The following is a 24,582-nucleotide window of genomic DNA, read 5'->3' as shown; positions in this document are numbered from 1 at the left end:
TACGACGAGCAAACCATCGTTTGGCTTTGCCAACCCATTCTATATCGGCCGTCTACCGCCGTAGAATTGAGCGAACGCTCAACTTGGCCGTAGATTTCCACCCAGTCGGACCCTTCCGGTTGCGGGTGCCGAATGTGTTGTGGTCGCAGACGATTGGATTGCGTCCTTGCTGGGGTGAAATCGTGCGGAAGATGCAAGCGAAGGCGTCCTTTGCGAATCTGATGCGAGTTGCGCACACGCTCGACGTCGTCTGCATTGTGAATGCAGATCGGTCAGTGCGTGAAGCTCTCACGGATGTGGTGTTTTCCGCAGGCTACGTGCCCGAAGCCTTTGAGAGCGCAGACGGGTTCTTGAAATCGGGCCGCCGTTTGATCACGTCGTGCTTGATCGCGGACATGCAGTCGAGCGTGATGAGTGGTCTTGAACTTTTCCGTCATCTCGTCGCATCCGGATGCGCGATTCCCACCGTTCTGCTCACAGACCTCCCCGGAGACCACGTGAGCCGAGTCCTGCAAGATGGGCTCCAGTTCCTGAGCAAGCCTTTCGAACGTGGTGAACTGCTGGCCTGCATCAAGAGCCAGATAACGAATAGGAATTACGCTCCATGAATATGATCGCGCCCGGGTCCACACGAGGTGTTTCGGCGCGCCCTCCAGTTCGTTGGAGGCTGTGCTGGGAGAATGAGCTTCAAAATTCTGACCATATTGAATTGTCCGACTTCTTCCGCAAGACCTATGGTCCGACCGGGGAATTCAATGCAAGGCCCTTTGAAGGTCATCGAAGCTGGGCCGGCGCAAGGCCTGAGATTCGGGCAATTGGCTACGATGATCGTGGCGTCGCGATTCACATCGGCGCATTGCGCCGCTTCATAAAAGTTGGTGAGGTCGATCTGCTCGTGGCTGAGCTCGGATTGTACGGGGTACGCCCGGATCTCGAGGGGCTCGGAATAAGCCACTCCATCCGCGTGATGTATCCCGTATTGCGAGATCTTGGCGTGCCATTCGGCTTTGGCACGGTCCGATCTGCCCTGCAGAAACATATTACCAGACTGCTCGGGCGACAGGGCTTGGCGACTGTTCTACCAGGGCTCCGCGTTCGGTCTGCTCGTCCGGACATCTATCTCACTGTGCCTCCGACGCGCGTGGAGGACGTGGTCGGCCTCGTTCTGCCGATTGCCAGGCCAATGAGCGAATGGCCGGCCGGTGAGATGATTGAACGGAACGGGCCAGAGCTGTGACGTCAACAAACGACGTAACTGAAGCGCGGAGCGACTACGCCGAGGCCGGCGGAGAGCACTGCGTCTATCTGACCTTTGATGATGGTCCAAACCCGCATTGCACGCCGGCTATTCTGGACGTGCTGGCCCAGCATCGGGCCCCCGCCACCTTCTGCGTGATCGGTGCATATGCAGCGGGCCAGCCAGAGCTGATCCAGCGCATCATTGCCGAAGGGCACGAAATCGCAAACCACACAATGACGCACCCGGAATTGTCCAAATGCATGCCGGATGAGGTGGAATACGAGATCCTCACGACGAACAAGGTCATTGGAATGGCCTGCCCCCAAGCCTCTGTGCGGCACATGCGTGCGCCCTACGGAATATGGTCCAAGGAGGCCCTCGCCGCGTCGGCGAAGGCCAATCTGGCGGCCCTGCACTGGTCAGTCGATCCGCAAGACTGGTCTCGTCCCGGCGTCGAGGCAATTGTTGCCGCAGTGCTGGCCTCGCTCCAGCCGGGGGCAATCGTGCTCCTGCACGACGGATGCCCTCCCGACGAGTTGGGACGCCGCCCTCATGCTGGTCGGCGCGACCAGACCGTAATGGCGCTCGCCCAGCTCATTCCAGCACTGCATGACCGTGGATTTGCAATCCGGTCGCTTCCTCAACCTAACCGAATCGATCAATGCCCATGACCTTGCTTGCCACCATCAGCACCGTTGCTGTTGCCTCCTACGCGTTGCTCTCCAGCGTCCATAAGAGCGCGCAGGCGATTTATGCGCTGCGAACCGACGCCTCACTGCCGCCGTACGACCCGGTCAACACCGGTGCTCTGCCCAGCGTGGATGTCATCGTGCCCTGCTTCAACGAGGACCCGCGCACGCTGGCGGCCTGCCTGAAGTCTATTGCAGGCCAGGACTACCCAGGGCGATTGCAGGTCTATGTGGTCGATGACGGCTCCGCAAATGTCGGTGCAGTGGCACCCGTGCACGCAAGCTACGCACATGACCCAAGGGTCCGCGTCATTCTGCTGCAAAGCAACGTTGGAAAGCGCAAGGCGCAGATTGCCGCGATACGCCGGTCATTTGGCGATCTCGTGCTCAACGTCGATTCCGACACGGAAATCGCCAGCGATGTTGTCAGCAAGCTCGTACGCAAGATGCAGGATCCAGCCGTCGGCGCCGCCATGGGCCAATTGACGGCCAGCAACCGCAACGACAGCTGGCTGACCGGATTGATCGACATGGAGTACTGGTTGGCTTGCAACGAGGAGCGCGCGGCTCAGACGCGCTTTGGTGCGGTCATGTGCTGCTGTGGGCCGTGTGCCATGTACCGCCGTTCCGCGCTCATGTTGCTGCTCGACCAGTACGAGACGCAGTTTTTCCGGGGAAAGCCGAGCGACTTCGGTGAGGACCGCCATCTGACGATCCTCATGCTCAAGGCAGGATTTCGAACCGAGTACGTTCCGGACGCCATCGCCGCCACGGTGGTCCCGGACAAGCTCTTGCCGTATCTGCGGCAACAGCTCCGCTGGGCGCGGAGCACTTACCGCGACACGCTGCTCGGTTTGCACCTGCTCCCCGGCCTCGATCGGTACCTCACGCTCGATGTGCTCGGACAGAACCTCGGGCCGCTGCTGCTCGCCATCTCGTCGATTGCCGCGATCGCTCAGCTCGCGCTCACGGACAGCGTGCCCTGGTGGACCGGTCTGACTATCGTCGCGATGACCATGGTTCGATGCAGCGTGGCGGCCCTTCGCGCCGGCGAGCTTCGATTCCTCGGATTCGCACTGCACACCCCGATCAACATCTTCCTCCTGCTCCCAATGAAGGCCTACGCGCTCTGTACCTTGAGCAACAGCGACTGGCTCTCGCGCAAAGTAGCGAAATCAGACGATGGTAACCCCAAGGCCACGATAGAAGACGCGACAACTGGGCCAAGCCTTAACTCAGGATCGGGAACGCCTGGCTCAATTCGCAGGGCAGGTCGTTTGCACGCCTCCTCGCGGCTGATCGCGTCGGATGACGTTGCGGCCGAGGCTGACTAAGCAGTGTTTTAGGGGAGTTAACTCGTGAGTGTAGACAACACATATCAATTGTTAGAACGGGAGCTGGCTAACGACGACCCGTGGCGGCTTGACGACAATCCGTTCGAACGTAAGCGTCACACCCAACTGCTCCGGTTATCGCTGTCGAACGGCGCCGTCTCAAACGGCCTCGAGATCGGGTGCGCGGCCGGTGCATTCACAGAGAAGCTTGCTCCTCACTGCAAACGGCTCACGGTCATCGATGTTATGCCGCGAGCGATCGGTCGAGCGGTCCAGCGGACCAAGAGGTGGTCGCATATCAGCTGGGCGGCGACCGATATTCTGCAGTTCTCGACCGCTGAGTTGTTCGATCTGATCGTGGTCGCCGAAGTTCTTTACTATCTCGAAGACGTGACACGGATGCGTACCGCAATCGACAAGATGGTGAAGATGCTTGCTCCAGGTGGGCACCTGATCTTCGGATCCGCACGTGATGCCACCTGCAGGCGATGGGGGCATGTCGCTGGCGCCGAGACGGTCATCGCGATGTTGACTGAAGCGCTCGTTGAGGTCGAACGCGCGCAGTGCCAGGGGCAGTCAGCCGATGAAGACTGCTTGTTGGTCCGCTTTCGCAATCCGGAGCACTCTTCGGTCCGTCCCAACGGTCGAGCTTGAAAGGAGCCACTATGCGTATCTGCGGTATCAAGTTGACGCATGACGGGGCAGTCGCTCTGATCGAGGACGGCCGGCTGGTGTTTTGTGTCGAACAGGAGAAGCTGAACAACAATCCGCGCTATCAAACCATTGACAACCTGGATGCCGTTGTCAGCGCCTTGGCGAAGCACGGGCTGGATCCGAGCGATGTTGATCAGTTCGTCATTGATGGCTGGGATGGAGAGTTCGAATCGCAGTTTGAAGTCCTTAGTGGGCCGACGACCATCAAGCTCAAGGGCGCGCCGTATGTCGAACCGCAAGGCGATAGCCCCCTGACGTCCCGCGATCGCATCGGCCTCTTGCTTGACGGGAAGCTGTATCCTTATCAAAGCTATCCCCATGTCACTGGGCACGTAGCATCCGCATACTGCGCCAGCTCGTTTGCCAAATCTGCACAATCTGCTTTCTGCTTGGTGTGGGACGGCTGCATGTTTCCACGCCTCTACTATGTCGAGCCTCACGGCATCCGTTTCATCGAATGCCTGTTTCCGATGATAGGTCACGCCTATGCGACGGCAGGACATCACTTTGGACCTTACAGGCGGGCGGACCGGACCAGCTGGGATCTCGGTATAGCCGGCAAGCTGATGGCCTATATCGCGCTGGGATCGCCCGACGGAGATATCATCGAGACGTTTCAGGAACTCTATGAGGCGCACTTTGCCACGCAAGCTGACGGCGCTTGCCGTGAGCTTGCAGAAACCAACAGCTCAAGATCGCCACTTGAAGCTCTGCACGACTTCTTCGATGCGTGCGCACTGCGATTGACGGCCAAGCAAGCCGAAGACGTCCTTGCGTCATTTCACGTCTTTCTAGAGCGTCTGCTGGTTCGCACAATTTCCGATGTTGTGCAGCGACATTCGGATCTTGCGGGGGCGCGTAACCTCTGCATAGCCGGCGGCTGTGGCTTGAATATTAAGTGGAATAGTGCATTTCGTGGGACCGGCCTGTTCGATGTCGTGTGGGTGCCGCCCTTTCCGAACGACAGCGGCTCAGCCATCGGTGCTGCTTGCTCTGCACTGGCGGCACAGCAAGGCTTTAAAGCTCTGGAATGGTCGGTCTACAGTGGACCGGCCGTTCGTCCCAGCGAAGTCCCGCCCGAATGGGAGAGCGCGCCCTGCACAATGGGCGAACTTGCGGCAATTCTTGCGGGCGACAAGCCCGTCGTCTTCCTTACTGGGCGCGCCGAGCTCGGACCACGAGCTTTGGGCGGCAGAAGCATACTCGCAGCTGCGACCTGGGAAGGAATGAAAGATCATCTCAACGACATCAAACTTCGCGAGCATTTCAGGCCGGTTGCGCCGATATGCCTGGAGGATCGCGCGGCGGAGATTTTTAGCCCCGGAGTACCCGATCCGTACATGCTGTTCGATCACCAGACGCGACCGGAATGGCGGGACAAAATTCCGGCCGTCGTGCATCTCGATGGATCTGCCCGCCTACAGACGGTTTCCAGAACCTCTCCACATAAAGTGACCGAGCTTCTCATCGAGTACGAGAAGCTCACAGCCATTCCGCTGCTTTGCAATACCAGCGCCAATCTGCATGGACGCGGCTTCTTCCCGGATGCTGCCGCCGCGTGCGAGTGGGGACGCGTCGATCACGTATGGTGTGACGGCCTGCTTTGGACAAAAAGGCGCGCGACCCAGGAAGCGGCGCGAACAACGTCCGTCGCGATGGCGTAGCGAATGTCAACCGCGGCAGTCGACCTTTTCGAGGTGAGCAAGTCCTACAACGACAGGGTCGTCGTGGACGCTCTTTCGTTTACGGTCTCGCCGGGAGAGTGTTTCGGTCTGCTGGGACCAAACGGCGCGGGTAAAAGCACGCTTGCGCGTTTGATCCTGGGTGTTGCGTCGCCCGACGCAGGTAAGATATGCGTGCTTGGCGAGCCGGTGCCGACACATGCGCGCTTGGCGCGCCGGGGCATCGGGGTTGTCCCACAATTTGACAACCTTGATCTTCAGCTCACGGTGCGCGAGAATTTGCTCGTTTTCGGTCGCTATTTCGCGATGAGTGCGGCCGAGGTCAAAGCGGTCACGCCGTCATTGCTCGAATTCGCCCGCCTGGAGAACAAGGCGGATGCCCGGGTGGGCCAACTGTCCGGTGGCATGAAGCGGCGCCTGACGCTGGCTCGTGCCCTCATTAATGACCCGCAGCTCTTGGTGCTTGATGAACCGACGACCGGCCTTGATCCGCACGGCCGTCACCTGATCTGGGAACGCTTGCGCGCGCTATTAGCGCGCGGCAAAACGATTCTTCTCACCACCCATTTCATGGAAGAGGCGGAACGGTTGTGCGATCGCCTGTGCGTGCTTGAGCACGGCCGTAAGATCGCCGAAGGCCGGCCTCACGCGCTGATCGAGCAGCAGATCGGCTGCCAAGTCATCGAGATTTACGGTGGTAATCCGCATGAACTGCTGCCGCTGGTCAGACCCCAAGTGCAGCGCGCTGAGGTGAGCGGGGAGACGCTGTTCTGTTATGTCACGGATCCAGAACAGGTGCGCGTCCGGCTTGCCGACCGAACGGATCTCCGCCTTCTGCAGCGTCCTCCAAATCTGGAGGATGTCTTCTTACGGCTAACCGGGCGAGAGATGAAGGACTGAACGATGTGGCAACGTTTTGCGCCGGCCCTCCCTGCCAATCCATGGAACTGGATATCGGTATGGCGCCGCAATTTTCTGGTCTGGCGGAAAGTCGCTCTGGCGTCGATTCTTGGAAATCTGGCCGAGCCGATGAGCTCTCTGTTCGGTCTCGGTTTTGGCCTTGGAATGATCATAGGTGGCGTTGAGGGGACCTCATACATCTCGTTTCTGGCGGCTGGCATGGTCGCCGCAAGCGCGATGGTCTCCGCAACCTTCGAAACGATCTACGCGGCTTACGCGCGCATGCAGACAAACTGCACGTGGGACGCAGTACTCTGTACGCCCCTTACGCTCGGCGACATTGTTCTCGGTGAAGTGGCATGGGCAGCGAGCAAGGCCTTGCTTGCCGGGACGGCGATCACGATTGTTGCCGCCGGGCTGGGTTATGCGGAGTGGTCATCCATTCCCTACGCGCTACCCGCCATCGCCCTCACCGGCGTTACGTTCGCGAGCCTCGCAATGGTCGTTTCAGCCCTTGCACCGAGCCACGACTATTTCATCTTCTACCAGTCACTCATTCTCACGCCCATGATGTATTTGAGCGGGACGATCTTCCCAATGAGCCAGTTGCCAGGTTCGTTTCAACGCATAGCGGCCTTGTTGCCGCTGACTCATTCGGTCGATCTTATTCGTCCGGCAATGCTCGGTCGGCCGATCGAGAGCGTCGGCTTACATGTGGGCGCACTCTTCATCTACGCAGCGCTTCCCTTCCTCATCGCGGCCGCGCTGCTTCGGCAACGCCTGATGCGGTGAGTGGAACAAGACCTAAGGGAAGCATCGCATGCGCGAGATCAGATATCGGGGTAACGGACTTCCGATTCGCGTGCGACGCTTATGTGAGCCTCGGTACGCCAGCGAGGCCTGGTCGCCCCGCGGCGACGTGCGGCTTACTCGCCAAGCACGCGATAGGAAATAGGCCAACAGGCCTCTCAGGATGAATGGAGAACAACATGCTGTGTCTAGGACTGAGTGGCGGGCTCGACAGGGTCTATGAAAACCCGCTTGAACTACCGAACACGTTTCTGCACGACGGCGCCGCAGTACTTGTCAAGGACGGGCGCGTGATCGCTGCCGTCGAAGAGGAGCGCCTCAACCGGATCAAGCACTCGAATAAGCTCCCGAGCGGTGCGATCGAATACTGTCTTGCTACCGCGGGTGTGGAGCTGCGCGACGTCGATCGCATTGCGTTTTACGCCACCGAAGCCTATTGCAACGCGATGCTCGAACGGCTGTTCATCTCACAGCCTGAGATCTCAATTCCGCTAAATGCCAATTTGCTATTACGGCACCTTCTGGCGGCGGAGTTCGGCACCGAAATTGATCCCTCGCGGGTGTCATTCGTAGGCCACCATCAGGCCCATGCCGTGAGCGCTCTGGCGATGTCGGGTTTTGAAGAAAGCCTGGTTCTCGCGATCGACGGTTGTGGCGACTTCCTCTCGGGTCTCTTGGCGGTCGGGTCGGGCACCGAAATGACCGAGCTTATGACGTTTCCAGAGAATAACTCTCTCGGACTGTTCTATCTGGAGACGATCCGATACCTCGGCTACGGCCTGTTCGACGAGTATAAGGTTATGGGACTGGCTCCCTACGGGGATCCCGCACGCTATCGCGAGCTTTTTGCCCAATTCTATGAGCTCTCCGCAAACGGTGGCTACCGCGTTCACCTCGACCGTATCGGCCCGGCATTGCTGCGCAATATCGAGGTCCGGCGAAAGGGAATGCCGTTCACGCAACAGCATCGCGATGTGAGCGCATCGTTGCAGGAGGCGCTGGAACGGATCGTATTTCACATGCTTCGGCATTACCGTGAATCGACCGGAATGAAACGGTTGTGCCTGGCTGGCGGGGTGGCCCACAACTGCACTTTGAACGGAAAACTCCTGTATGCAGGCCTCTTCGAAGATATTTTCGTGCAGCCGGCTGCGCATGATGCCGGATGCGCATTGGGCGCGGCGCTGATGGTGTCGAACGAGGCCGGGCAGCCTGCGCCGCGTGAGCGACTCCAGGCGGTTTATTGGGGGCCAGATGTCGGCAGCGACGACAGCATCGAACAGGAACTTAAGCGCTGGGCCGGACACCTGGAGATTGAACGGACCGCTGACGTCGCCACGAGAGCAGCTGAGTGGATCGTTGATGGCGCCGTGATCGGGTGGGTACAGGGCCGGTCCGAGTTCGGCCCTCGTGCGCTCGGCAACCGCAGTATTCTTGCGGACCCGAGGCCCGCCGCAAACAAGGAGCGGATTAACGCGATGGTCAAGAAGCGCGAGAGTTATCGACCATTTGCACCATCGGTTCTGGAGGAGGATGCGAGCGCGTTCTTTGAGTTGCCGGATGGTCGCGCAGAATATCCCTTCATGAATTTCGTCGTTCGCGTGCGCGAATCCAAGCGTGCTTTGCTGGGGGCGATCACCCATATCGATGGTACGGCTCGGCTGCAAACGGTTTCCCGCACGAACAATGCCGCCTATTGGGAACTCATCAACGCGTTCAAGAGCCGGACAGGCGTCCCGATTCTACTTAATACGTCATTCAACAACAATGCCGAACCGATCGTAGATTCCGTTGCCGATGCGATTACGGCGTTTTTGTCCACCGAGCTGGATGGTCTTGTGGTCGGGTCCTTCCTCGTCAAGAAGCGGGCAACAACGCTCGAAAGCTGGACTGAACTCGCTGTATCACTGCCGCCCCATGTATCGCTTTACCGGGTTCGCGCTCATGCGGACCGAGAACGTCAGGAGACTGTCTGCGAGATCCGCATGGGCCACTCCAGCCATGACAGCGTGCGCCTCTCGCATGACCTATTCGACATGCTGATGCAAATAGAGAAGGAAGCTGTTCTTGCCGACCTTCTCGCAAGGGTCACCTCTGACAGGACTAGGCGCGAAGGACTCGTGAACGAACTGCGCGGGCTCTGGGATCAGCGCCGTATTCGGCTACATCCTGCCCGGTCGTAAAAGGTGAGCAATGCGGAAGAGGGCTCCGTGGAAGCCTTTTGCATGACCTGCCGATCGCGGTGCCGTGGAGGATAGGCTTGCGGGTTGATCGCCTTGTGTCCTGGTGAGCAGCGGTCCATTGGCGGGGACCGGAATCGCAGAAGAGTAGGTACGCCACACAAAGCTGATCTTGCGCAACGAGAAGGGTTTGATAATTTGACAAAGGAACGCTTTGTTATTTCTCGGAGGCGTACCGGCTTTGGTGATTGCCTCTGGTCGCTGGCGTCAGCCTGGTCGTACGCGCAGCGGACCGGGCGGACGCTCGTCATCGACTGGCGCGGTTCCTGTTACATCGACCAACCGTTCAGCAACGCCTTTCCGGTGTTCTTCGAGCCGGTTGAGGACATCGCTGGAGTGCCGGTGATTTGCGATGATCGGGTCAACCAGCTCTCGTTTCCCGGACCGTTCTTCCCGCGGTGGTGGAATAGGCCATCGATCGACTGCATCAATCGCCCGGATGAGCAGATCTTCCGAGAACGGGACGAACTGACCGAACTGTTCCAGTCAAGAGACGATAACGAAGCCAACACCATTGTCTGTGACGCTTGCCTGATGTGGCGTTGTGGCGAGGAAGCCGAACGACTGATCTTTCGGAACATCAAACTCAGGCCTGAAATTCGAGCACGGATCGACGCGTTCTTTGGGGAACACTTTAGCGGCCATAACATCATCGGCGTTCATGTTCGGCACGGCAATGGCGAAAATATCATGGAGCATGCGCCGTACTGGGCCGATTCGAAGCTCGCCCTTCGTCAGGTCTGCATGGCAATCCGCAAAGCCAAGGCTTTGCCATATCCGAAGCCTGTAAAGGTCTTCCTGTGCACGGACAGTGCACAGGTGCTCGAACACGTATCGGTTATGTTTCCCGATGTCTTCGCCGTACCAAAACGTTTCCAGGCCGATCGCGCAGGGCCGTTGCATAGTGCGGAAATGGGAATTGAAGGTGGAGCTTCCGCTCTCGTCGACATGTATCTTCTTGCGCGATGCGCTACCGTGATCCGCTTTCCCCCAACCAGCGCCTTCACGCGCTACGCCCGACTGCTCGTGCCACGCATTATTGAATTCGATCTGAGCAATCCGGAGCATCTGACCATGATCGATAACCCATACGAGCATTTCGCGGCTTCATGAAGTGCCGCGAGTCTGCTCGAGCCCGGGCAATGGTGGGCTAGATCATCTGCCTGATACTGCTGGCGTGGACACCATCGAGTTTCGCAACCTGTCGCAGAAATGGTGTATGGCGGCTTCCGTCCGCAAGCGATTGCTGACCGGCGCACTATTACGGATGCGGTGCGGCTGCTAAGGTGAATTCCGGCGAAGCGTAGGCCAATGCCGGCAAGCGCCGGCGGCCTTGCCCCGCAATGCTTCGGGCCGTCAGGTGTCGCGCGGAAGGTTATGGCTCGTCATCATCGGGTCCAAACCGGCATCGCTGCCAGACCTTGGTAAGCACGGCAACGCCGGTCTGGGCCGCCCGGAGAACTCTAGCGTAGCAGACGGTCACGTCAGAATGTCCCAGCACCAAGGAGGTACGTCCGCTAGATGGATCGCCCCTGTGGACTATCCTTTTGCGGTCGGTGCGTTTTCTTGACGACGGCCGTGTTCAACCTGCGGTTTTCGAGTCCTTTCGGCTGTAGCTGATGAACAGCACGATCGCAGGCCGTGGACAGCGGAACTGATTCGGATCTGCGCTCGCGATACAAGGGATGAAAAATCTCGGACGAACTGGCCATTGGTCCTGATCTCCGCCAAGGACAGTTGATCTATCTCCGCCAACCCCAAATGAGCCACAGACCACCCGTGGAGTGCGACGCAGTCAGCTCGCCCTGGAATCACCAGGCTCTCGGCTCGAAGACGTAGCGCGCGCATTGGGCGGCTCGCCCGGGGAGCTCGACGACAAGCATTGCTGCGGCGTTGCTGCTGTCGAAAAGCAAACAGGCCAGATGTTCGGAACCTGCCATTTGGGTCGCAACGGTTCGCCGCTTGTGCCCTGCATCGCTTTGGCCCGGATCCTGCAGCAGGTGCACATCCGAGGGAAGCGGACGGGAGCGGCGTGTGAATCTAGGTCTACCAGATGACAAAGCGGTCGCAGCTCAATCGCCGGAAACGGACCCTGGCAGTCCAGTTCACGCTCGCGCCGGTCGAGCGGGCCGCCCGCTGCGTGACCCGAAGACGCTGGTATTGACGGGGGCATCGCGCGGTATCGGTCGCGCTACCGGAAAATTGTTTTCGGAAGCCGGTTGGCGCGTCATTTCTTGCGCGCGCCAACCATTCGACGCGGCACGCTGCCCATGGGACTCAGAGGGCGACAGCTATATCAAAGTCGATCTGAGCGACCATCGGACGCTGCCGCGCGTGATTGCCGAGATCAAGGAGTGCCTTGCCGGCGCACCATTGCATGGACTGGTAAACAATGCCGGAAACTCACCAAAAACGCCGAACGGTACCCGGCTGACGTCGCTGGCGACCTCAGTCGATACTTGGATGAGCGTGTTCCACCTCAATCTAGTGGCGCCGATCCTGCTCGCCCAAGGTCTGTTCGATGAGCTGAAAGCGGCTTCAGGCGCGATCGTCAATGTGACTTCGATCGCCGGCTCGCGGGTGCATCCATTTGCAGGGACGGCATATGCGACTTCGAAAGCTGCGCTCGCTTGTCTCACGCGCGAAATGGCGCACGATTACGCCTCTCATGGCATTCGCGTCAATGCGGTCGCGCCCGGAGAAATCAAGACGGACATTTTGTCGCCTGCCACGGAAGCACATCTTGTGCCAAAGATCCCACTTCGCCGAGTGGGTACACCCGAAGAGGTCGCCAAGGTCATTTTCTTCCTATGTTCAGATGCGGCAAGTTATGTCACTGGCGCCGAAGTCCCGATCAATGGCGGACAACACTTGTGATGAATTCGCCCCTGGCGAAGCCCGGTTAATCTGAACCTCATGGATGGAACTCATTTTGGCCAGGGCGAATCCGCGCAGGGGGTTGGAAGAATAACGCAGCAAATCTAGTCACTGTAGGTGCTGCCGACGTGATGAAGAGGCGTCATCTCTCGCCCCGCCCTGAGAACCGGATGTCAGATCGAGGGGGCATGCAACACGGGTCCAACAAGTCCGATCAAGGTCATGGGAGGATCAAGAAAGGAACGGAGAAGTCGTTATGCTGGACAGCGTTTCCCTGCGCGAAACACTAAACTTAACCTCCGACGCGGACCGTTCCGGTTTTATTGTGCCGTCGCAAGAGAAATCGCTAAGCACGATCTTTGAAATAGCGCACACGCTGACCGGCCTATCCCGGCTCGAAACCAAGCTGACGAGATTCATCGAGCGTCTGCAATCGCTCGTGCAGATGCGCCGCGGCATCGTGTGCCTGTTCGATCATGACGGGGTGCCGGAGATCATCGTGGACGAGGCCCGGAGCGAAGGGCGCGATGAGCGCTGCGGGGTGTCCTTGCCGCGTGCAGCAATTGATCAAATTGTCGCGACGGGGCGGCCGCTCATTGTCGAGAACGTAGCGCTGCATTCGGCCTTCAGTCCTTCGGACGTCGAGATGCTAGATGCCGCTGGTAATAGGCCTGTTGCGTTCATCGGCGTTCCCATAGACATTGACGAGAAAGTTGTGGGTACGCTGAGCATTGACCGCATCGCGGACAACGGGACGCGCGCGCAGCTCGAGGACGACCTCCACCTGCTGACCATGGTCGCTCGCCTTCTGGGCCAGACGGCGAAGCTGCATTGCTTCATTGTGCGCGATCGCGGGCGCCTTATGGACGAGGAGTTCCGGCTGCAGAAGCAGCTGTCCGAACCCAAGCCTCATGGGCGGGAGCGTAAGAATGTTCAAGTCGACGGAATTATCGGCGACAGCCCGGCGCTGCGCGCGTTGCTTGAGAAGATCGAGGTGATCGCAAACTCCAACAGCACAGTTCTGCTGCGTGGCGAATCGGGTACCGGAAAAGAGCTGGTCGCGAAGGCGATTCACGAGCGTTCAGCGCGCGCCAAACGGCCTTTTATCAAGCTGAATTGCGCAGCCCTGACTGAGACAGTGCTAGAATCCGAATTGTTCGGTCACGAGAAGGGAGCATTTACGGGCGCCTTCAATATGCGCAAGGGTCGCTTCGAGCTCGCCGACAAGGGAACGTTGTTTCTGGATGAGATCGGTGAGATCTCGGCGTCGTTCCAGGCGAAGCTCCTGCGCGTGCTTCAGGAGCAGGAATTCGAGCGAGTGGGCGGCAATCAGACGGTCAAAGTCGACGTCCGCGTGATTGCAGCCACGAACAGGAATCTTGAAGAGGCGGTGGCGAGGAAGGAGTTTCGTGCGGATCTCTATTACCGCATCAGCGTGGTTCCTCTGCTACTGCCCCCGCTGCGCGAAAGACGCAGTGATATTCCGCTTCTCGCCGCTCGCTTCTTGAAGAACTTCAACAATGAAAACGGCCGTGCTCTGGTGTTCGATTCAAGTGCGATTGAGGTCCTCATGAGCTGCGAATTTCCCGGTAATGTCCGCGAGCTCGAGAACTGCGTGCAGCGGACCGCGACCCTCGCGCAAGGATCGTCGATCGTAAGACATGATTTTGCATGCTGCCAAGGGCAATGCCTGTCGGCCAAGCTATGGAGGTGTGGACCGGAGGAAATGGCGCGACAGCCGAGCCCGAATTTCTCATTGCCCGCGAGGCTGAGCATGCCGCCGCCAGAAGCTATAACAGCCGTTCCGCCGGTCAGTAGCGAGCTGACACCGCTAGGGCCCCCGGGGCAACCCGCAGTGGGTGCTGGGAAACTCGCCGATCGCGAGCGCGTCATCGCAGCCATGGAAAGATCCGGGTGGGTACAGGCGAAGGCGGCGCGCCTGCTTGGACTAACCCCGCGCCAGATTGGCTATGCCTTGCGAAGACACGGTATCGAGATCAAGCGCTTCTGAGCAAAGCGTCGGGCTCGCTCCTCGCTCGGCCGACTGGGACAGGAGAGCGTGGCAAGAGGCGATTGCCAGCTCTGATGCATACTGCGGATGCTAGCCTTATGCCTTGCTTGGGATACGCTCGCCGGTGAAGGATAGGACGTCTTCGCGCTGAAAACTGGCTTGGCGTGGAACCGGCGCGTGGTTGCGGCTCCGTTGCTCCCGTAACTCGGATCAGCTTAAGATCACGCCCATGCTCAAGCCGTCGCAATTGCGCCAACGGACTCGCCGTCAGTCTTTGCATGCCTTCCTCATCGGCGAAATGCCTAGGGTGGTATGACATTTGCTGCTCGTCGGGAGCCGGCTCAGCATCCTAGGAGAAGTACATGCACAGCATCGTCTGCATCAAACAGGTCCCCGACTCCGCTCAAATCCGCGTGCACCCAGTTACGAATACGATCATGCGCCAGGGCGTGCCGACCATCATCAACCCATATGATCTCTTCGCGCTGGAAGCTGCGCTCGAGCTACGAGATAGGTTCGGCGGCGAAATTACCGTCCTCACAATGGGGCCGCCATCGGCCGAAGACTCTCTCCGAAAGGCACTGACATTTGGTGCCGATCGAGCTGTCCTGCTCACCGATCGTAGCTTCGCGGGCTCCGATACGCTGGCGACGAGTTACGCGCTGGCGTGCGCGATTCGCAATATCGGGAGGGAATATGGCCCGCCGGATGTCATATTCACTGGCAAGCAGACGATCGACGGCGATACGGCGCAGGTGGGACCTGGCATTGCAAAGAGGCTCGGGGTCCAGCAGCTTACTTATGTTTCCACAATCAAAGCGTTGAACTTTAAAGTACGCACGATCGAGGCGGAACGGCGCTGCGAAGGGGGCGTCCAGGTGCTGCGTTCCAAGCTGCCGTGTCTCGTCAGCATGTTAGAGGCAACCAATCAAATTCGCCGCGGTGCAATGATAGATGCGTTGCGTGCCGCACGTGCTACAATCGTAAAATGGAGCGCCCAAAACGCCGGCGTGGATGACATGGCCAAATGCGGTCTGAGGGGGTCGCCGACAGTCGTCAAACGTGTTTTCGCGCCCTCCCCACGAGCGGAGAAGGCGACGTGGGTGGAGGCGGCCGAGCAGCCGGCGCAAGCATTGATCGACGCCATGTTCAATCGCAACCCTATGCTCGAAACGGAGCTCGCACAGCTCGCGCGCGGTGCCTCATCTGCGCAAGCTAGCGGTGCGTGAAGTCGCGGCTGATCGAGCGGAGCCGGCGATGGCCGGATCGTGGTCATGCATGGGCCCGTCGCTCGGTTGCACGAGGCTGCATCGATCTTGTCGGCCGTTCCTCGCCAAATACGATAAGAAGGGTGAGCATTCAACTTGCGTATCTGAGCGCCGAGAGGCAGGTATTGGATCAATCTACCAGACGTCTCGTTACGTTAACGTTTGGCGACCTGCGACACACCAATTCACTGGGGAATTCATGCAGTCTGAAGACGTGCCCGTTCAGTTTGTGTGGCAGCCGCACAGAATGCCCGCCAATTTCAGCGCGTGGACCTTGCGCGAGGGATCTATCCCTCGCGCGAGATCTGCCGTGTTTCACGTGACTGCAAAGTGCGAGCATTATCATCGCGCCGTTCGACCACAGAACGAAATCAAGGCTGGCGATAATGTTCAGCCATTCCCGGTCAACGCCAGCTCGTCCCATACTGCTCGAGATCGCGTAGGAAGAACCGTGACCGGCAGAGTGGCCCGCCCACCACCGTGAGATCACCGCAAGGGCAGTGACGCACCAAGTTCAGTTCGGTCTTGGCCCGTCAACGTCCCCGTGGGGGCGTGCTAATGCGTGGTAAATTGCGCGGTTACGGCCTTGTTAGACCGCGCGGGACGCGACGGCGTCGCAACTCTCTTGGTGCTTCCTGGATAAATCGTGAGTACGGCGATGATGCCGAGCAAAGCTGCAAACATCAACCAGAAACCGGGCGAAGCCTTGTCGTCGGTCCTATCGATCAACCAGGTCGATGCGAGCGGCGTAAACGTGCCAAAGAGAGCTGCGGCGAGTGCGAAGGCCAAAGAAAAGCACGTTGTGCGAACGTGCTTCGGCACGATTTCGACCAAAGCGCCCAACATGGCGCCGCTATAGGTCCCAAAGTAGAACGAGAACATCATCTCCACTACCAGCATCTTGCCAAAGCTTGGGTCGGTCACAAGCCAAGACAACGCCGGATATACAGTCACCAAGGCGAGGCCGGCAATGGTCAGTAAGACCGGCTTCCGGCCGATTTTGTCTGAAATCGCGCCACCGATTGGGTTCCAGATGAAGTTGGTCACGGCGACCATAAGCGTTACCAAGAGCGTGTTCTGCGACGACAGCTGCAATACGTGCTTGCCGAACGTAGGCGTGTACACGGTGACGAAATAGAAGGTCGTGGTCGTCAGCATCGCGATCATCATGCCAAGAAGGACAACGCGCCAGTTCGCAACCGTGGAGGCAAAGACCTCGCGGGCCGTTGGGTGGGTCTTCATGGCCAAGAATTCCGGAGTTTCGTCCAGCGTCCGGCGCAGGAAGAAGATAAGCGGAACGATCAAGCAGCCAAGCAAGAACGGGATCCGCCAGCCCCAGGCTGCAACCATTTCGGCCGGAAGTGCTTCGCTCAAAAAATATCCGATAAGAGCCGCGACAAAGATCGCAACCTGCTGGCTCGAGGACTGAAACGATGTGTAGAAACCGCGATTGCCCGGAGTGGCAATCTCGGAAAGGTAGACGGAAACGCCCCCAACTTCAACGCCGGCAGAAAAGCCCTGCAACAGCCGTCCGAACAGCACGATCACGGGTGCGGCAATGCCGATCGTCGCATAGCCGGGACAAAAGGCGATGATGATGGTGCCAATCGCCATGATCGAAAGCGTAATGATCAGGCCTTGCCGACGGCCAATCTGGTCGATATAGGCTCCAAGCACGATCGCGCCAACAGGTCGCATCAAGGCACCCAGCCAGAACACACCGAAGGTGTTAAGCAGCGACGCGGTTTCGCTTGCTGATGGAAAGAACGCGTTTCCGATGGCACTGGCGTAGAACCCGAACAAGAAGAAATCGAACTGCTCGAGGAAGTTGCCGCTCGTCGCACGTAAGATGTCGCCAATGCGCAATTTGGCATTTGACGCGTGCTCAATGGACGCTGGTGACATGGCGAGGTTCCTCTCGGTTTGAAATGGCCGGTTCCGAGAAAATCTCACGCCAGCCGAGTGCAGTGTCACGGCCGCGAATCTGCCATTAGGGCACTGTCGACCAACCCGTAAGCGCCTGACGTTTCCGGCATATTTTCGGCAATTGCCGCAATGTCGCATGGAGTTTTCGGCTTTATTCCGCTCGCGCAGCAGGAGTAGCTCTCAAGCTACTGAAACATCGGGCGATTCTAGGTGACAAGGTTGTTGTTTGCGGCGTGGCGGGTTTCTCATCGAGCGCATCGACCTGGAATGAACGGGAAGCACGCGATTCGTGGCATACGCCGCGCGGCGCGCGGGGAAGAGCTTCGTGAGACAGGTCGCGCTAGAACAACTCGCCAGAATGCGATTGGGGCTGAGCCGGACTAAACATGTCACCCGATGTCCAGCGATTTGGGTTGGACGGAAAAGGTTTGGTGAGCGTGCTGGCGATCAAGCCCGTCCGCTAGCGCCGATCGCCATGCTCGGCAAGTGCCACGTTGTCCTTCGAAGCGAGGCGCGCCTCGTACATCTGGCTTCCACGCCGCATGAAACACCTGGTTGTTCGTCACCAATTATAACCTGGTCCAAGCAATCGGAATGCCGCGATCGGTCATATGCGACTCCTTGTTTGCCGGAAGACGCGCCAGCCTCTTAACCCGATTGGCCGTAGATTTTGCGCAGGAGTCCCAGCTTCCCGACCATGAACCGGCACAACCAAATACGCCATGCGATGGCGTCGGGCCTGGAGCTGGGCGGCACATCACCGGGGCTTTGCGCGCCCTCGGTAATGACCCACGCCGATTCCAGGTGGCATTGCCTTGGCTTATTCGACGGTGACCGATTTCGCAAGATTTCGCGGTTGGTCGACGTCCGTGCCCATCAAGTTGGCCGTGTGATAGGCCAGGAGCTGCACCGGAATTGCATAGACAATGGGCGTAAATGTCGTCCCCATCTCCGGCAGCACGATCGTCGCGAGCGCATCCTTGGACACCTCCGCGGCTCCGCTAGCGTCCGTTATCAAGATAATCTTGCCGCCGCGTGCGGCGACCTCCTGCATGTTCGAGATGGTCTTTTCGAAGAGCCGGTCGCAAGGAGCGATGACAATTACGGGAACGCTCTCGTCGACCAAGGCGATGGGGCCGTGCTTGAGCTCTCCAGCCGCATAGCCCGCGGCGTGAATATAGGAGATTTCCTTCAGCTTCAGTGCCCCTTCCAGCGCCAGTGGAAACGACGTGCCGCGACCAAGATATAGCACGTCACGCGATTTGGCGATGTCGCGTGCGAGCTTCTCGATCTGCGGCTCGCTGGTAAGCGCCGCTGTAACTAGCCGGGGAATTTCAATCAGCGTTCGCACGAGATCGATCTCGTCGCTCTCCGACAATTCACCCCGCGCCTTGCCCGCGGCGACCGCAAGCGCCGCCAGGACGACCAGCTGGCATGTGAACGCCTTGGTCGAGGCAACGCCGATTTCAGGTCCGGCGAGTGTCTGCAACACTATCCCGCTTTCGCGCGCAATGGTCGAGCCTAGAACGTTCACGATTGAGAGCGTATGCAGGCCTTGAGACTTGGCGTAGCGCAGGGCGGCCAGCGTATCGGCCGTCTCGCCGGACTGCGAGATGAAGATAGCAAGATCTCCCCTGCGCATCGGTGCCTCACGATAGCGAAACTCGGAGGCGACATCGAGCTCGACCGGAATACGAGCCAGCCGCTCGAACCAGTATTTGGCGATATGGCCGGCATATCCTGCCGTACCGCAAGCCGTGATCGAGATATGTCCGATCGCATTGAAATCGAACGGAAGCTCCTGCGGCAGTGCGACGCTCTCGTTGGCGATATCGACGTAGTGCGCCAGCGTCTGCCCGATCACCTCTGGCTGTTCGTGGATTTCCTTCGCCATGAAGTGGCGGTAGTTTGCTTTGTCGACGAGAACCGACGACGTGGCAGATTTCACCACCTCCCGGCCGGCGACTGTGCCTTGTGCGTCGTAAATCATGGCGACGTTGCGGTTGAGCACAGCCCAATCGCCGTCCTCAAGATAGGTGATCAAGTCGGTAAGGTGCGCGAGCGCGATAGCATCCGATCCGAGATACATTTCGCCTTCGCCATGGCCGATCGCAAGCGGTGAGCCCTTCCGCGCGCCGATCATGAGGTCGTGGTGCCCCTTGAACAGGATTGCAAGCGCAAACGCGCCCACTAGCCGCGGCAGCGACGCTTTTACTGCGTCCTGCGGCGAGCAGCCATTTTTCAGATATGAGTCGATAAGATGCGCCACCACCTCGGTGTCTGTTTCAGAGGCGAAATAGGCGCCATGCTGCTTCAGCTCCGCGCGCAGCTCGCGGAAATTCTCGATAATGCCGTTATGGACGACTGCAACATTGTCCGTTGCGTGGGGATGAGCATTATGCTCGGTCGGCTTGCCATGGGTCGCCCAGCGCGTGTGCCCAATCCCGGCATGGCCTGAGACCGGATGGCGGCGAACGCGTGTCTCAAGGTTCCTCAGCTTGCCCTCGGCCCGCCGAAGCTCGATATAATTTCCTTTGAGCGTTCCGATGCCTGCTGAGTCGTAGCCGCGATATTCCAGTCGCTTAAGTGAATCGATGAGTCGATCCGCGACCGGACCGCGCCCCAGGATGCCGACAATCCCGCACATGCTAATCAGTTTACCTCAAGTTCATAACAGAGCGTGCCGCAAGGCGCGCCTGACCAATTCGCTCGCTCTAGCAATGGGCCAGTCTAGCCCGGGCCTGCCCTCGATCGGGGCACGCGTCACCCGGCGGTGCGCGAGCTCCAAGCAACACGTGGAGGCTTGTCGAATTCGCCGGACGATCCTAAAGCAACTTTCTGGGAACCGAACAATGAGCGCCATCGGCGGCTAGCAGCTGCATGGTTCTGTCCTTTTGTCCGATGTAGCCGATGCCACCAAGAAGGCCTGGTAGGCCTGCCGCATTCCATGTGTGAGCCATGTCCTCGCGCGCCAGCCGAGGCTCGCGAGACGGCTGACGTCGAGCAGCTTGCGCGGCGTGCCGTCGGGCCGGGAGCTATCGAAACTGATCTCGCCGATATAGCCGACGACTTCGGCGACGATGCGGGCAAACTCGGCGATGGCGATGTCCTCGCCGGTGCCGATGTTGATCAGGTCCGCGCCGGAATAGGTCTTCATCAGGTGCACGCAGGCATCGGCCATGTCGTCGACATAGAGGAACTCGCGCCGCGGCGTTCCCGTACCCCAGACAACCACATTCTTCGCGCCCGCCACTTTCGCCTCGTGAAAGCGCCGGATAAGGGCCGCGACCACGTGGCTATAATCGGGATGATAATTGTCGCCGGGGCCGTAGAGATTGGTCGGCATCACGCTGATGAAGTCGCTGCCATATTGGCTGCGATAGGCCTCCGCCATTTTGATGCCGGCGATCTTGGCAATCGCATAGGGCTCGTTGGTCGGTTCCAGCGGGCCGCTCAGCACTGAGTCCTCGCGTAGCGGTTGGGCGGCCAGCTTCGGATAAATGCAGGACGAGCCGAGGAACATCAGCTTCTCGGCACCGTTTTGATGCGCGGCATGGATCACATTGGCCGCGATCGCGATATTATCGTAGATGAACTGGGCGCGCAGCGTGGCGTTGGCGACGATGCCACCGACCTTGGCGGCGGCGAGGAATATGACTCGCGGCCGCGTCCTCGCAAACCAGTCGAACACGGCGGCCTGGTTGCAGAGATCGAGCTCACGCCGGTCCACCGTCACGAGATTCACGTCCTCGCGCGCCAGCCGGCGCATGAGCGCGCTGCCGACCATGCCGCGATGGCCGGCGACGTAGACGCTCTTGCCGTTGAGCTCAAACGAAGCGTTTGCCATTGGCCGCATCCCGTTTTGCCTCCGCCAGATCGCTCCCCACCATCTCTTCGACGAGCTCCGCAAAGGTCCGCTTCGGCTTCCAGCCGAGCACCTCCCGCGCCTTGCTGGCATCGCCGATGAGAAGATCGACCTCGGTCGGACGGAAATAGGTCGGATCGATCTTCACCACCGTCTTGCCGCTCCTGGCATCGATTCCGGTCTCGTCGACGCCTGCGCCGCGCCACTCGAGGCGACGGCCGACCTGCGCGAAGGACAGCTCGACCAGCTCGCGCACCGAGCGCGTCTCGCCGGTGGCGAGCACGAAATCGTCGGGCTTGTCGGCCTGCAGGATCATGTGCATGCCCTCGATGTAATCCCTGGCGTGACCCCAGTCGCGCTTGGCCTCGAGATTGCCGAGATAGAGCGTCTGCTCGAGCCCCACCTCGATGCGCGCCACGCCGCGCGTGATTTTGCGGGTGACAAATGTCTCGCCGCGAATTGGGCTCTCATGGTTGAACAGGATGCCGTTCGAGGCAAACATGCCGTAGGCTTCGCGGTAGTTCACCGTGATCCAGTAGCCGTAGAGCTTTGCGACGCCATAAGGCGAGCGCGGATAGAACGGCGTGGTCTCCTTCTGCGGGATCTCCTGGACCAGGCCGTAGAGCTCGGAGGTCGAGGCCTGGTAGAACCGCGTCTCCTTCTCCATGCCGAGGATGCGGATCGCTTCCAGGAGGCGCAGCACGCCAATGGCGTCGGCGTTGGCGGTGTATTCGGGGCTTTCGAAGCTGACGGCGACGTGGCTTTGGGCGGCGAGATTGTAGATCTCGGTCGGCCGGATCTGCTGCACCAGGCGGATCAGATTGGTCGAATCCGTCATGTCGCCGTAATGCATCAGGAACGGCACGTCGCCGACATGCGGATCCTGGTAGAGATGGTCGACGCGTGCGGTGTTGAACGAGGATGAGCGCCGCTTGATGCCGTGCACGACATAGCCGAGCGACAGCAGATGTTCGGCAAGATAGGCCCCGTCCTGTCCAGTCACGCCGGTGATGAGAGCGACCCGCCGTTTGTTTGCTTGGTTTGACAAATCGTCTCTCTGCGCATGTTAATGTCGTCCCGCGATCGACGACCTTTAGTCGCGTCGGCCTCCGATCCGGAAGCGTCACGCTCTCGAAGCACCGAATGTGGACGTGTATAGACATTGCATCGATCGCTCAACTGTACGGAGGTAAACGTTCCACATCGAAACGGTTTTGAAGGACTATACGAAAGTTTGCAATCCGGCGGGTTTCGTTCGCCTTCCTCGGCCGTCGCTCCATTGCTTCGGTGCGACCAGTGGAATTACGGCGCGGACAAGTGGTGAGCGACCCGCCGGGACCGAGAAGCCGTTCCACTGTCTTTGCTTGCTCAACTCGCGCGGCGAGCCAGGCCATAGGATGGCCGCCTCGGACATGCGACCTGCTCGAAAGGGCCGATCGTTGGGCTGCGAATAAGGCAGGCATGCAATCGGGCTCATCGAGCTGTCGATGCGTATATCGAGGAGGCGTTGATAATCTCCTAGGCCTGAACCCTCCTGAGATTGCTCAGCAAGCTGTGAGCCAGCTCATAATCCGACCAGCTTAAATCATTGCAGCCGGGCATGACGAAGACGTCGCGATAGGAGGATGCGTACCAAACATTGTGCCAAAGTGTATGCCTACAGCTGCTCCGTTTCGGCGCGAGCAAACTATTTGCAGGTTCGCGGTAGGTGGATCACGACCACCTGTATGGCCTCCAACTTCCATTCCACTCTGAGCAGCGAAAAAGGCAACCTCCGACATGAGCAAATCTCAAATCGGGCAATCGCCACGCGGCGACGCTGCTCCGATCTTCGCATCCGGTTCTCCTGCACTCGCCGTTTAATCGCAAGATCTTGCAATGAATCGCTGAGGCTACCTCACTGAGGCGTTTCGAGGCATCGCGGGCGTTCTGCAATCTGAGCTCCAAATGACACACTCCCAATTGGTCCCCGGAAGCTGTTGTACGGCCAGGCGCGGTCGCCAGCTGCATTGAAGACCTTACAACCTGACGCTACGTTCGATTCAAGCACTTATGTCGAGAGTCGCGCATTTGGCGCGGGATCTGACGCGAACCACCAATGAGTCCAATCTCCACTATCATTTTGCGTTGGCGTGGTGTTTCCAAGCGGGCGTTCTCAACCGAGAAGAATGCAGTGAAGCTTACTCGACGCGCTTGCGTTTGTTGCGATTGGTTTGTCGCATCTCAGACATTGACAGAGCGGGCGGCATTGACGGCAAATGAAGTGCTTTTGCGAAAGCCCGCCTACGGGATCTTACGTAGGGCATGTGTCGCATTCTCTTGATCTAAAAACTGCATCGTCTTTTGCATGAAGCAGAAGAAGCCATTCCCCGACGCCAAACATTGGCGAGGCCGTGCGGAAGCGACGCGAGTAAAAGCGGAGTCGCTCAAGGACAACACATCCAGACACAGGCTCCTCAAGGTCGCTAAGGAATATGATAAGCTGGCTCGCCTGGCGGAGAAGCGGCAGAGAAATGAGGTTGACTGGCAGTTCTGATCGCCGCCGGAACGCACGGTTGCATCGAAGGTCAAGGCGTCGTGATCGCAGCGCGGAAGCCTCTCCGTTGGACGGCTCTAGCGAAAACGCCCTCATACGGTAACGCCAATGAGCGAGGCTGCTCAATGAATGCGGTCCGCGCGTCCGAGCCGCTGCCCGTGAATCGATTATGTGAGTTGTGGTCCGCCACACAGATTTCGCATTGACGGTGTCTCAGGCGGCAAGCCGGCTAACCGCTGGACATGAGAAGGAATGAGATGAAAGCCCACCGTCAGACCGTCGCAAGGGCGAAATTACAAGCCTCTCACGCGACGAACTGGCGAAGCATTGGCGTCAATTTGCATCGTCTGCTGAAGCCGTCGACGTGTCTTTGGGTGACAAAGTAGCCGGTTCGCCGGATCACGCCACGCGAATTGGCTTCCGCCGCCAAATTTGGCCGTGAGGCGTTTCAGTCGAGCTCTGGCATCTTGGACCAAACACGGATAGCTCA

At 59.0% G+C, this 24,582-nt stretch carries 17 protein-coding genes; 13 read left to right on the top strand and 4 right to left on the bottom strand.

The features are described 5' to 3' along the window. The first annotated feature begins 83 nt into the window (after window positions 1-83). The 13 genes from ABID58_RS33545 (at window position 84) to ABID58_RS33485 (ending at window position 15,726) form a co-directional block, all read left to right on the top strand. Window positions 84-608, top strand: coding sequence for a response regulator transcription factor (locus ABID58_RS33545; protein ID WP_354037196.1), 525 nt, complete (start codon window positions 84-86; stop codon window positions 606-608). Then, window positions 605-1,237, top strand: coding sequence for a NodA family N-acyltransferase (locus tag ABID58_RS33540; RefSeq protein ID WP_354037194.1), 633 nt, complete (start codon window positions 605-607; stop codon window positions 1,235-1,237). The genes ABID58_RS33545 and ABID58_RS33540 overlap by 4 nt, the downstream gene beginning before the upstream one ends. Further along, window positions 1,234-1,911 carry a chitooligosaccharide deacetylase NodB gene (gene nodB / locus ABID58_RS33535; protein ID WP_148774885.1) on the top strand — a complete coding sequence of 226 codons (678 nt, stop codon included), beginning with the start codon at window positions 1,234-1,236 and terminating at the stop codon, window positions 1,909-1,911. The genes ABID58_RS33540 and nodB overlap by 4 nt, the downstream gene beginning before the upstream one ends. Next, complete coding sequence (gene nodC / locus ABID58_RS33530) at window positions 1,908-3,263, top strand: chitooligosaccharide synthase NodC (protein WP_354037193.1); 1,356 nt, start codon at window positions 1,908-1,910, stop codon at window positions 3,261-3,263. The genes nodB and nodC overlap by 4 nt, the downstream gene beginning before the upstream one ends. 24 nt (window positions 3,264-3,287) lie before the next feature. Then, window positions 3,288-3,917: a nodulation methyltransferase NodS gene (nodS, locus tag ABID58_RS33525; protein ID WP_354037192.1), complete on the top strand. Its 630-nt coding sequence runs from the start codon at window positions 3,288-3,290 to the stop codon at window positions 3,915-3,917. Between the two features lie 11 nt (window positions 3,918-3,928). Next, on the top strand, window positions 3,929-5,641 hold the full coding sequence (gene nodU, locus ABID58_RS33520) for a nodulation protein NodU (RefSeq protein ID WP_354037190.1): 1,713 nt from the start codon (window positions 3,929-3,931) through the stop codon (window positions 5,639-5,641). Between the two features lie 3 nt (window positions 5,642-5,644). After that, complete coding sequence (gene nodI / locus ABID58_RS33515) at window positions 5,645-6,559, top strand: nodulation factor ABC transporter ATP-binding protein NodI (protein WP_148774889.1); 915 nt, start codon at window positions 5,645-5,647, stop codon at window positions 6,557-6,559. A gap of 3 nt (window positions 6,560-6,562) precedes the next feature. Then, complete coding sequence (locus ABID58_RS33510) at window positions 6,563-7,351, top strand: ABC transporter permease (protein WP_148774890.1); 789 nt, start codon at window positions 6,563-6,565, stop codon at window positions 7,349-7,351. Window positions 7,352-7,548: 197 nt separating this feature from the next. Further along, the gene (locus ABID58_RS33505) at window positions 7,549-9,552 is read left to right on the top strand and encodes a carbamoyltransferase family protein (RefSeq protein ID WP_354037206.1); all 2,004 of its coding nucleotides are present in this window, start codon (window positions 7,549-7,551) and stop codon (window positions 9,550-9,552) included. Window positions 9,553-9,747: 195 nt separating this feature from the next. Then, a complete protein-coding gene (locus ABID58_RS33500) occupies window positions 9,748-10,722 on the top strand; it encodes a nodulation protein NodZ (RefSeq protein WP_354037188.1) in 975 nt (324 codons plus the stop codon). 921 nt (window positions 10,723-11,643) lie between these two features. Further along, window positions 11,644-12,486 (top strand): SDR family NAD(P)-dependent oxidoreductase, encoded by an 843-nt coding sequence (locus ABID58_RS33495; RefSeq protein ID WP_354037185.1) that lies wholly within the window; start codon window positions 11,644-11,646, stop codon window positions 12,484-12,486. A gap of 256 nt (window positions 12,487-12,742) precedes the next feature. After that, window positions 12,743-14,497 (top strand): nif-specific transcriptional activator NifA, encoded by a 1,755-nt coding sequence (gene nifA / locus ABID58_RS33490; RefSeq protein WP_354037183.1) that lies wholly within the window; start codon window positions 12,743-12,745, stop codon window positions 14,495-14,497. A 362-nt stretch (window positions 14,498-14,859) separates the two neighbouring features. Beyond that, window positions 14,860-15,726 (top strand): electron transfer flavoprotein subunit beta/FixA family protein, encoded by an 867-nt coding sequence (locus ABID58_RS33485; RefSeq protein ID WP_354037181.1) that lies wholly within the window; start codon window positions 14,860-14,862, stop codon window positions 15,724-15,726. Between the two features lie 594 nt (window positions 15,727-16,320). Here ABID58_RS33485 and ABID58_RS33480 read toward each other — a convergent pair. The 4 genes from ABID58_RS33480 to gmd all read right to left on the bottom strand — a co-directional run bounded on the left by ABID58_RS33480 (window position 16,321) and on the right by gmd (window position 22,604). Continuing rightward, window positions 16,321-17,670, bottom strand: coding sequence for an MFS transporter (locus tag ABID58_RS33480; RefSeq protein ID WP_354037180.1), 1,350 nt, complete (start codon window positions 17,668-17,670; stop codon window positions 16,321-16,323). A gap of 841 nt (window positions 17,671-18,511) precedes the next feature. Then, a complete protein-coding gene (glmS, locus tag ABID58_RS33475) occupies window positions 18,512-20,338 on the bottom strand; it encodes a glutamine--fructose-6-phosphate transaminase (isomerizing) (protein WP_354037178.1) in 1,827 nt (608 codons plus the stop codon). A 222-nt stretch (window positions 20,339-20,560) separates the two neighbouring features. Further along, the gene (gene fcl / locus ABID58_RS33470; RefSeq protein ID WP_354037176.1) at window positions 20,561-21,538 is read right to left on the bottom strand and encodes a GDP-L-fucose synthase; all 978 of its coding nucleotides are present in this window, start codon (window positions 21,536-21,538) and stop codon (window positions 20,561-20,563) included. Next, window positions 21,519-22,604: a GDP-mannose 4,6-dehydratase gene (gmd, locus tag ABID58_RS33465; RefSeq protein ID WP_354037175.1), complete on the bottom strand. Its 1,086-nt coding sequence runs from the start codon at window positions 22,602-22,604 to the stop codon at window positions 21,519-21,521. The genes fcl and gmd overlap by 20 nt, the downstream gene beginning before the upstream one ends. Between the last annotated feature and the right edge of the window lie 1,978 nt (window positions 22,605-24,582).

It is taken from the genome of Bradyrhizobium sp. S3.2.6 (assembly GCF_040546885.1).
GTDB classification, from domain to species: domain Bacteria; phylum Pseudomonadota; class Alphaproteobacteria; order Rhizobiales; family Xanthobacteraceae; genus Bradyrhizobium; species Bradyrhizobium cytisi.
Note: the sequence above shows the minus strand (reverse complement) of the source record. Positions and strands in the feature narration are given on the sequence as shown.